This window comes from Mesorhizobium sp. M7A.F.Ca.MR.362.00.0.0 (assembly GCF_004023175.1).
GTDB lineage: Bacteria > Pseudomonadota > Alphaproteobacteria > Rhizobiales > Rhizobiaceae > Mesorhizobium.
On the sequence record NZ_RZTF01000476.1, the window covers coordinates 2691 to 4348 of the forward strand.

A 1658-nucleotide genomic window follows, 5' to 3' on the forward strand; every position below is an offset into this window, starting at 1 on the left:
GCCCTCAGTACCGACTGCAAGCAGGCATAGCGGCCCGGCCGCGAAACCGGCCGAGATGATCGTCGAATAGATACCCATGACGCGCCCTCGCCGCGCCGGCGGCGCCAGCGCGATGACCCAGATCTCGCTCAGCACATAGAGCGGGTTGGTCACCACACCGATCAGGAAGCGCAGGGGAAACCACAGATAGACATTCTGCGTCCAGCCGATCAGCGCCAGCACGACAGCCGAAAGCGCCGCACAGGTAAGCGCTGTGCGCCCTGCCCCGAACCGGCGGGCCAGCGCCGGGATCAATGGCGACGACAGGATGAAACCAATCGGCGTCATGGCCGCCGACAGGCCGATCATCGCCGGCGAAACGCCCTGGCGCTGCAGGATGAAGCTCAGCAGCGGATAGGACAACCCTTGCGCGATGGCGAACACCGAGACGGTCGCGATCACACCGGTGATCGCCGCCCATTGCATCGTCTCGTCCTCGTTCGATTCAACCAAATTCATTGTGCGCACCGCTATCGAGGCTGCAGGATTAGCGATTGAGCAACGCGGTGGTAAGCCCCTGGCAGGCGAAAACCGCTTGCTCCAGACAATGCCTGTCAGGAGGTTGGGCCTGTCAGGAAGTTGGGCCTGTCAGGAAGTTGGGCCTGTCAGGAAGTTGGGCCGGTCAGGAGGTTGAGCTCGTCAGGAAGCTCGGCGCACGGACGACCGATACAGCGCGAACATCACCAGCACCGCGTCGAGGCCGGCGATCACGACCGGCAGCCCGAGCGGGCCGATGCCTTGCATGAGCACGCCGGCACCGGGTGGGCCGACGATGCCACCGACGCCCCACATCAGTGCAAAGGCAGCGTTGCCGGCGACCAGCACAGAGCCCTTGAACCGGCTGCCGAGTTCGACCAATGCCATGGTGTAGACGCCGTAACCGACCGCGCCCATCACCAGCAGCACGACCCAGATCAACGGCGTTGTGATCAGCAAAGGCAGCAAAAGCGCGCAAACGGTTGTTGCCAGCGCGCAGACGATGATCATGGCGCGGCCGCCAAAACGCTCCGCCAGAAGGCCGAGTGGTATCTGCAGCAGGATGTTGCCGAGGGAAAGCGCCATCACCAGCGAGGCCAGAACGGCTTCCGCAAGGCCATAGCTGGCGCCGAAGACCGGGACCAGCGCATAAGTGCTCTGCTGAACCGCCGCCGAGACAAGCACGGCAAGCAGCAGCGCAGGCGCCACCTTGGCAAAGCCGACAAGGCCGCTGGCAGGCTGGTCGTCATCCTCGAACCCGGTCAGCTTAGACGAGACCGCGTGCAGGATCACCGCGCAGAGCGCGAAACCGGCGACGCCGACCATGAAGGGCGCCCAGCCCGACGTACCGAGCAGGGTCAGCGCGAATGGTCCGGCGGCGTAGCCGGCGCCCATTAGCGTGTTGAACACGCCCATCACCCTGCCGCGCCGCGATGGCGGCGCCAGCGACAGTGCCCACACCTCGCCGAGGATGTAGAGCGGGTTGATGACGACGCCGATGATGAAGCGGATGACGAACCAGGCCACCCAGTCCTGCAGATAGCCGATACCCAGGAAGCAGAGCGCGCCGATCAGCGAGCAGCCGACCGCCAGATTGCGTGCACCGACAAGCCGCACAGCCGCGGGCACGAAAGAAGCCGAAA

The 1658-nt window shown here is 64.8% G+C and carries 2 protein-coding genes; both read right to left on the reverse strand.

From position 1 onward, the window contains the following. A partial coding sequence (locus EOC06_RS44150; protein WP_245470299.1) for an MFS transporter occupies positions 1-498 on the reverse strand: 498 nt, incomplete at its 3' end. 180 nt (positions 499-678) lie between these two features. Continuing rightward, positions 679-1658 (reverse strand): MFS transporter (locus EOC06_RS33370; protein WP_164898886.1); only part of this gene is annotated, 980 nt, incomplete at its 5' end.